The organism is Yoonia sp., assembly GCF_042093035.1.
GTDB lineage: Bacteria > Pseudomonadota > Alphaproteobacteria > Rhodobacterales > Rhodobacteraceae > Yoonia.
Map to the genome: position 1 here is coordinate 1 of NZ_JBELFI010000112.1, position 7,961 is coordinate 7,961.

Annotated in this window: 8 protein-coding genes and 1 tRNA gene; 3 read left to right on the forward strand and 6 right to left on the reverse strand. The window is 57.1% G+C overall.

Annotated elements, in window-relative coordinates:
- The 3 genes from rnd to purM form a co-directional block, all read right to left on the reverse strand.
- The coding region (gene rnd / locus ACFDSS_RS12150; RefSeq protein ID WP_375256005.1) for a ribonuclease D at positions 1 to 1,106 on the reverse strand (1,106 nt) is incomplete at its 3' end.
- Between the two features lie 75 nt (positions 1,107 to 1,181).
- Positions 1,182 to 1,778 (reverse strand): phosphoribosylglycinamide formyltransferase, encoded by a 597-nt coding sequence (gene purN, locus ACFDSS_RS12155; RefSeq protein WP_375256006.1) that lies wholly within the window; start codon positions 1,776 to 1,778, stop codon positions 1,182 to 1,184.
- On the reverse strand, positions 1,775 to 2,818 hold the full coding sequence (gene purM / locus ACFDSS_RS12160) for a phosphoribosylformylglycinamidine cyclo-ligase (RefSeq protein ID WP_375256007.1): 1,044 nt from the start codon (positions 2,816 to 2,818) through the stop codon (positions 1,775 to 1,777). Before purM ends, purN begins: the two co-directional genes overlap by 4 nt.
- Positions 2,819 to 2,946: 128 nt before the next feature.
- Between purM and ACFDSS_RS12165 the strand changes: the two genes are divergently transcribed.
- From ACFDSS_RS12165 to typA, 3 genes are all read left to right on the forward strand, one after another.
- Positions 2,947 to 3,023: transfer RNA gene (locus ACFDSS_RS12165), tRNA-Ile, on the forward strand.
- Positions 3,024 to 3,118: 95 nt separating this feature from the next.
- Positions 3,119 to 4,327 carry an NADP-dependent isocitrate dehydrogenase gene (locus ACFDSS_RS12170; RefSeq protein WP_375256008.1) on the forward strand — a complete coding sequence of 403 codons (1,209 nt, stop codon included), beginning with the start codon at positions 3,119 to 3,121 and terminating at the stop codon, positions 4,325 to 4,327.
- Positions 4,328 to 4,396: 69 nt separating this feature from the next.
- The gene (typA, locus tag ACFDSS_RS12175; protein ID WP_375256009.1) at positions 4,397 to 6,214 is read left to right on the forward strand and encodes a translational GTPase TypA; all 1,818 of its coding nucleotides are present in this window, start codon (positions 4,397 to 4,399) and stop codon (positions 6,212 to 6,214) included.
- Between the two features lie 58 nt (positions 6,215 to 6,272).
- On the opposite strand, the gene ACFDSS_RS12180 is transcribed toward typA, so the two are convergent.
- The 3 genes from ACFDSS_RS12180 to ACFDSS_RS12190 all read right to left on the reverse strand — a co-directional run.
- Positions 6,273 to 6,503, reverse strand: coding sequence for an MOSC domain-containing protein (locus ACFDSS_RS12180; protein ID WP_375256012.1), 231 nt, complete (start codon positions 6,501 to 6,503; stop codon positions 6,273 to 6,275).
- 186 nt (positions 6,504 to 6,689) lie between these two features.
- Complete coding sequence (locus tag ACFDSS_RS12185) at positions 6,690 to 6,977, reverse strand: DUF1330 domain-containing protein (RefSeq protein WP_375256010.1); 288 nt, start codon at positions 6,975 to 6,977, stop codon at positions 6,690 to 6,692.
- A partial coding sequence (locus ACFDSS_RS12190; RefSeq protein WP_375256011.1) for a DHHA1 domain-containing protein occupies positions 6,974 to 7,961 on the reverse strand: 988 nt, incomplete at its 5' end. The genes ACFDSS_RS12190 and ACFDSS_RS12185, both read right to left, overlap by 4 nt.

Genomic DNA, 7,961 nt, shown 5'->3' on the forward strand with positions numbered 1-7,961 from the left:
CCATCACAAAGTTTGATCGCCTCATTGCCGAACACCTCTCTGCGCCACCCCTTCAGGGCCTGCACATCACGTTCACCCGCCGCAAGCGCATCAAGATCTGCCGCCGTCGCAATCAGCTTGGGGGCCACATCGGCAGTGTCCGTTTTGGCCTTAAGCAGAACGCGCAACATATCGGCCAAAGCAGGGTTCACCTGCAGCTTTGCACGCGCGTTATCGACCTTGGGCATGTCTTCGGATTTTACCGCAAGCCCTGCCTTGACACTGGCCAGAATGCCCGCAGCGATATCCCCCTTGCGCGCCTCGCGCATCAACAGACGTGACCGCCCAAGATCTTGTTCGGACTGCGGCTTTGTCGAGGCGATCTCGACCAGCGCATCGTCCTTGAAAACGCGGTTACGCGGCACGTTGCGGTCTTGGGCATAGGTTTCACGAAAGCGGGCAAGTTCGCGCACAATTGCTAGAAACTTGCCCGACTGCGTGCGCGTTTTCACCCGTTTCCATGCATTGTCAGGATCGGCTTGATATGTAGCGGGATCATTGAGCACGGCCATCTCTTCGGCAACCCATTTGACGCGTCTGGACTGCGCCAACCGCGCCGAGAGATATTCGTAGATATCGCGCAAATGGGTCACATCACCGATCGCATATTTGGCCTGCGCATCGGTCAAAGGGCGCCGCGACCAATCCGTAAAACGCGATGACTTGTCCAAATCCGCTTTTGCGATCTTGCGCACCAGCGTTTCATAACCCGCCTGCTCGCCGAAGCCGCAGACCATGGCCGCGACTTGCGTGTCGAAAAGCGGTGCAGGGATGATGCCTGCATCGACATAAAAAATCTCAAGATCCTGACGGGCGGCGTGAAACACCTTCACGCAGCCGGCATCTTCAAACAAGGCATAAAGCGGGTCTAAAGACAGCAATGGTGCGAGCGGATCGACCAGCACCGCATCTTCGCCCGCCTCGTCGCGGTAGGCCAATTGCACAAGACAAAGTTTGGAATAATAGGTACGTTCACGCAAGAATTCGGTATCGACGGTGACATAGGGGCGCTTGGCGGCTTGGGTGCAAAATGCGGCAAGTGCGTCGGTCGTGGTGATCGTTTTCATTCTTATTCCGTCGTTCTTGAATAGCGCGGTCGTCTGGTTTTGATAAGCGATTGCCCGGCCAAAGAAAAGACGTGGTTAAGCCGGCAGGTAGATCGGCGTGCGATCACCCTCTGCAAAGCGCGCCAGAACCGCCGGGTAAAGCTGATGCTCTAGGGGCAAAAGCTTTGCAGCAAGCGTGTCTGGCGTGTCACCTGGCGCGATGGTGATGCGCGCCTGACCAAGGATCGGGCCGTCATCCAATGCGGACGTGACCTCATGCACAGTGCAGCCATGTTCGGCATCACCTGCCGCCAGCGCGCGGGCATGGGTGTGCAGACCTTTGTATTTCGGCAAGAGCGATGGATGGATATTCAGTATCCGCCCGTCCCATTTGGCCGTGAAATCTGCCGTCAGAATGCGCATGAAACCTGCAAGGCATATGATATCGGGTTGCACTTGTTGCAGCGCAGCGTTCAGCTCTTCCTCAAACCCTGCACGGTCTTTGCCGAAAGGCTTGTGATCGAAAGCAGCGGTTGCGATGCCCATATCGCGCGCCTTGGCCAGACCGCCTGCTTCTGGATCGTTCGACAAAACGAGGACGGGTCGCGCAGGGTGGTCACCTTGCATTGATTGCGCCAGCGCCACCATATTCGAGCCACAACCCGAAATAAGGATAGCAACCCTTTTGCTCACAAAAGCGCGCCTTTGTAGCTGACACCTTCACCAGATGTAACCGCGCCAAGAGTGTAGACCGTCTCACCTGCGTCGGTCAGCAGCACCTTCAGCGCGTCGGCCTGCGATGCATCGACGGCCAAGACCATCCCAACGCCTGCGTTAAATGTCTTTAAAAGCTCCGCCTGTGTCATGCCGCCGGTTTGCGCCAGCCATTGAAAGACCGGGAGCAGATCCCAAGCGTTCAGATCAATCTCAGCACCGCAGCCTTCAGGCAGAACACGCGGCAGGTTTTCTGTCAAACCGCCACCCGTAATATGCGCCAATGCATGCACGCCGCCAGCGCGCACAGCCGCGAGTGCTTGCTTGACATAAAGTCGCGTCGGGGCAAGCAATGCCGTTCCCAGTGCTTCATCCGCGAAAGGTGCGGCATCATCCCACGACAAGCCTGACACCTCAACAATCCGGCGCACCAGCGAATAGCCATTGGAATGTACACCGTCAGAAGCCAGACCGAGCAAGACATCGCCTTCGGCAACATCAGCGGGCAGTTCTTCGCCACGCTCCATCGCGCCCACTGCAAAACCCGCCAAGTCGAAATCGCCTGCGTCATACATGCCCGGCATCTCAGCGGTTTCGCCACCAATCAGCGCGCAGCCCGACGCCTCGCAGCCAGCGGCGATGCCTTCGATAATGCGGGTCGCTGCGTCAAGCTCCAACTTGCCGGTTGCGAAATAATCAAGGAAGAACAATGGCTCGGCCCCCTGACACACCAAGTCATTGACGCACATGGCCACCAGATCAATGCCGATTGTATCAACATTTCCGGTATCAATCGCAATGCGCAGCTTGGTGCCGACACCGTCGGTTGCAGCAACGAGAACCGGATCGGTGTAGCCTGCAGCTTTGAGGTCAAATAGCGCGCCAAAGCCACCCAATCCGGCCATCACGCCGGGGCGCGCGGTGCGTTTGGCCGCGGGTTTGATCCGCTCAACCAGCGTGTTGCCCGCATCAATATCAACACCGGCATCGGCGTATGTCAGACCATTTTTCGCGCGCATCGCAGGCACTCCCGTCAGTTTCCGCGTCGTTAGCGCATCGCGCGTCTAATTGGAACAGCTCAAAGTGCAATTTTGACGCATCTCGACTTGACCGCCCTGCCCTGTCTGGTACTCCAAAAGTCACAAGTGGGCCTGTAGCTCAATTGGTTAGAGCAGAGCGCTCATAACGCTTTGGTTGCGGGTTCAAGTCCTGCCGGGCCTACCACTTTGCCATTTTCGTATACAAATGCATACAATGATTTGCCCCAAATGAGAAATTGGTTATAAGAGCCCCAGCCACAACCAGCCGGAGCCCCGCCCATGTCCAAAATCAAGGTAGAAAACCCCGTCGTTGAACTCGACGGTGATGAAATGACACGGATCATGTGGCACTTCATAAAGGAAAAGTTGATCCTGCCATATCTGGACATCGACCTGCTTTACTATGATCTGGCGATGGAAGTTCGCGACGAGACGAACGACCAAATTACCATTGATGCGGCTGAGAAGATCAAGGACGTCGGCGTCGGCGTCAAATGCGCCACGATCACGCCGGATGAACAAAGGGTTGAGGAATTCGGCCTGAAAAAAATGTGGCGCTCACCCAATGGCACCATTCGCAATATCTTAGGCGGTGTGGTCTTTCGCGCGCCCATTATCTGTAAGAATGTCCCGCGCCTTGTACCCGGCTGGACCGACCCAATTGTCATCGGGCGACACGCCTTTGGCGATCAGTATAAAGCCACGGACTTCCTGATGCCCGGCCCCGGCAAACTGACCATGAAATTCGTCGGCGAAGATGGCAGTGTGATCGAAAAAGAGGTGTTCGACAGCCCGTCCGCAGGTGTTGCGATGGGCATGTATAACCTTGATGCGTCAATCTTTGATTTTGCGCGGGCGTCTTTGAACTACGGGCTGAACCTTGGCTGGCCAGTGTATCTTTCCACCAAGAACACAATCCTGAAAGCCTATGACGGACGGTTCAAGGACATCTTCCAGCAAGTCTTTGAGGAAGAATTCAAAGTACAGTTCGACGAGGCAGGAATCGAATACCAGCACCGTTTGATCGACGATATGGTGGCCTCCGCAATGAAATGGTCGGGCAAATTCGTCTGGGCCTGCAAAAACTACGACGGTGACGTGCAGTCGGATACTGTCGCGCAGGGCTTTGGATCACTGGGGCTGATGACATCGCAATTGATGACGCCAGATGGAAAGATCGTCGAAGCAGAGGCCGCACATGGCACTGTTACCCGGCACTATCGCCAGCATCAGGATGGGCAAGCCACGTCAACCAACTCCATCGCGTCAATTTTCGCGTGGACTGGCGGGCTGAAACACCGTGCCAAGCTGGATGACAACACCCCGCTGATGAACTTCGCCGAGACACTGGAACGGGTGATCGTCGAGACCGTGGAAAGCGGCTTTATGACGAAAGATCTGGCGCTGTTGGTCGGGCCTGATCAGGGGTGGCTGACGACGATGGGCTTCCTTGAAAAGATCGACGAAAACCTCAACAAGGCGATGTAGCAATAAGGGGCTAGCAATTGCGGCGCGGGCACGCTATCCGCGCGGCAACTTACCCAAAAGGCTGATCCCATGGATATCCGCAATATCGCGATTATCGCGCACGTTGACCACGGCAAGACGACACTTGTTGACGAACTCCTCAAGCAGTCCGGTGTCTACCGTGAAAACGAGGCGACACAAGAACGCGCGATGGACAGCAATGACATCGAACGCGAGCGTGGCATCACGATCCTTGCGAAATGTACATCTGTTGAATGGAAAGGCACCCGCATCAACATCGTCGACACCCCCGGCCACGCCGATTTCGGTGGCGAGGTTGAGCGGATCCTGTCGATGGTGGACGGTGTTGTCTTGTTGGTTGATGCCGCCGAAGGGCCAATGCCGCAGACAAAGTTTGTCACGTCCAAGGCCTTGGCGCTTGGCCTGCGCCCGATTGTTGTTGTGAACAAGGTCGACAAGCCCGATGGTGAGCCTGACCGCGCTGTGGATGAGGTGTTTGACCTCTTTGCAGCCTTGGAAGCCACTGACGATCAGCTTGATTTCCCGTCCATGTTTGCCTCCGGCCGTGCCGGGTGGTGTGACGCCGAACTCGACGGTCCACGCGAGAACCTTGATGCGTTGTTTGATTTGATTGTTGAACATGTGCCGACGCCTGCGCAGATCTCCCGCAAGGCTGAGCCGTTTCAGATGTTGGCGACAACATTGTCTGCGGACCCGTTCATTGGCCGTATTCTGACTGGCCGTGTGGAAGCGGGCACCTTGAAGGCAGGCGAAACCATCAAGGCGCTTTCGCGTGAAGGCGATAAGATCGAACAGTTCCGCGTGTCCAAAATTCTGGCATTTCGTGGCTTGTCCCAGCAGCCGATTGATGTGGCCGAGGCCGGTGACATCGTCACAATCGCAGGCATGACCAAGGCCACGGTTGCCGACACGCTTTGCGATGTCAGCATCGATGCAGCGATCCCGGCCCAACCAATTGACCCGCCGACTATCACCGTGACCTTTGGTATCAACGACAGCCCGCTTGCCGGGCGTGATGGCAAGAAAGTCCAGTCGCGCGTCATTCGTGAACGTCTGATGAAGGAAAGCGAAGTCAACGTCGCGATCAAAGTTGCCGACACCCCCAGTGGTGACGCGTTCGAGGTGTCGGGCCGCGGCGAACTCCAAATGGGCGTTTTGATCGAGAATATGCGCCGCGAGGGTTTTGAGCTTTCAATCTCGCGCCCGCAGGTCATCTTTACCGAAGAAGGTGGTCAACGCATGGAACCCGTCGAGGAAGTCACCATCGACGTCGATGACGAATACACAGGCGTTGTCGTCGAAAAGCTGACCGGCCCGCGCAAAGGCGAGTTGGTGGAAATGAAGCCCGCGGGCGCTGGTAAAACCCGGATTATCGCGCATGTCCCGTCCAGGGGCCTGATCGGTTATCACGGCGAATTCCTGACCGACACTCGCGGTTCTGGCGTCTTGAACCGTCTGTTCCACGGGCAAACACCCTACAAAGGCAAGATCGAAGGCCGCCGGCAGGGTGTTCTGATTTCCATGGAAAACGGCACGTCCGTCGCATTTGCGCTGTGGAACCTGGAAGAGCGCGGCAAGATGTTCATCGGCGCGCAGGAAAACGTCTATACCGGCATGATTATCGGCGAACACAGTCGTGAAAACGACCTTGAAGTGAACCCTTTGAAGGGCAAGAAACTGACCAACGTGCGGGCCTCAGGGACGGATGAAGCGGTGCGTCTGACGACACCTGTCATCATGTCGCTGGAGCAGGCTATTGCCTATATTGATGACGATGAACTAGTCGAGGTCACGCCAAACGCCATCCGTCTGCGCAAGCGCTATCTGGACCCACATGAACGTAAGCGCCAATCACGCGCGGGCTAATCCGTTCTTTTCGCCGATAGAAATAGCGCCGGGCCTTCAGGCAATGTCCGGAGCGACCTCATCGCCCACTTGAATTTGCCCTCTGGTCACGACGCTGGCGTACCATCCGCCGTGCCCGCGCATTGCATTGTATCCCCTCCGAACCCAGCAATTTTTCCATCCGTGAACACGGCGGACAAGGCCCGTGGATATCCAGCACGACCGCGCCTACACGCCATTGCCCTTTGCGCAGCGCCAGAGGATTTAGCCCGGCGATGACAAGATTGCGCCGCAGCTCTGCCGTAAGCACCTGATCCCTGCGGGCAAATGCTGCAATCAAATGCTGCAATCACTGGCAAGTGTTCAGCCTGTATCAGCGTGACCGCACGTTTTCCTGATCGGCCGCGATCCCCGATAGTCCTCGCTTCTGTCACCTGTGCCGCTTGTACTTCAATTATCGGCGCATGGTGTGCCATCATCTCACCGCGTTGGCCTTTCAAGTGAGCTCTTCGACGATGCTCAATTCACGCTCTGACGCGCCTTTGGCAAATTCCAACGCCGCTTGGTATGCATCAGATACGTAACACGCCTCCGCGGCTGCGAGGCTAGGGAAGCGGGCGACGACATTGCGCGGCCTCTCCGGTCCTTCCTTCTGGATGTAGGCCCCACCACGCGCCAGAAATATACCTCCGTGTTCGGCAATCGCGACGGTCGCGCGTTTCGCATATTCGGCGTATTGTTCGGGCTCCGTGACCTTCACATGACTGATCCAAAGCGCGGTCATTTCAGGCCTTCCAACACGGCTTTCGCCGCATCAATCCCGGCCTGCGCATTTGTTGCGGAAGCACCACCACCCTGCGCCATATCCGGACGACCACCGCCGCCCTTGCCGCCCAATTCAGGCGTTACAGCACGCAGAATATCCACCGCCGAGACGCGGCCCGTCATGTCCTCTGTCACACCCACAGCGACCGCGGCCCTACCGCCCGTATCGGCGATCAGCAGAACCGCACCACTGCCAATGGCGGATTTCATCTCATCAATCAGGGACGGCAAATCCTTGCCAGTCACGCCGGACAGAACCTGCGCCTGAAATGCGACGCCGTTGATAACCTCGGAAGGTGCAGCCTGTTTCGCGCCACCCCCCATCGCCAATTCACGGCGCAACTGTGCCAGTTCGTTGGACAGCGCCTTGCGTTCATCCAAGAGCAACCTGACGCGATCCGCCACCTCTGTCACTGGCGCTTTCAAGACAAGCGCCGTCTGCGCCAATCGGTCATCCTGCGCGCGCAGATAATCAATCGCGGCCTGCCCTGTCAGCGCCTCAATCCGGCGGACACCTGCGCTTGACGCGCTGTCACCAAGGGTCACGAACGCGCCGATCTCACCCAAGCGTTTGACATGGGTGCCGCCGCAGAGTTCCAACGAATAGGTGTTCCCTTCCGTTCCCTTGCCTGAGCCATCCTGACGGCCCATCGACACAACCCGCACTTCATCACCGTATTTTTCCCCAAAGAGCGCCTGCGCGCCCATCGCGCGTGCGTCGTCGGGCGTCATGATCCGCGTTTCAACCGTGCCATTTTGACGGATCATTGCATTCACGTCGCGCTCAACCCGGGCCAACTCATCCGAGCTGAGTGCTTTGTTATGGCTGAAATCAAACCGCAACCGATCCGGTGCATTCAAAGAACCGCGCTGCGCAATGTGATCGCCAAGTGCCTCGCGCAACGCCTCATTGAGAAGGTGCGTGGCGGTGTGGTTGGCCTGA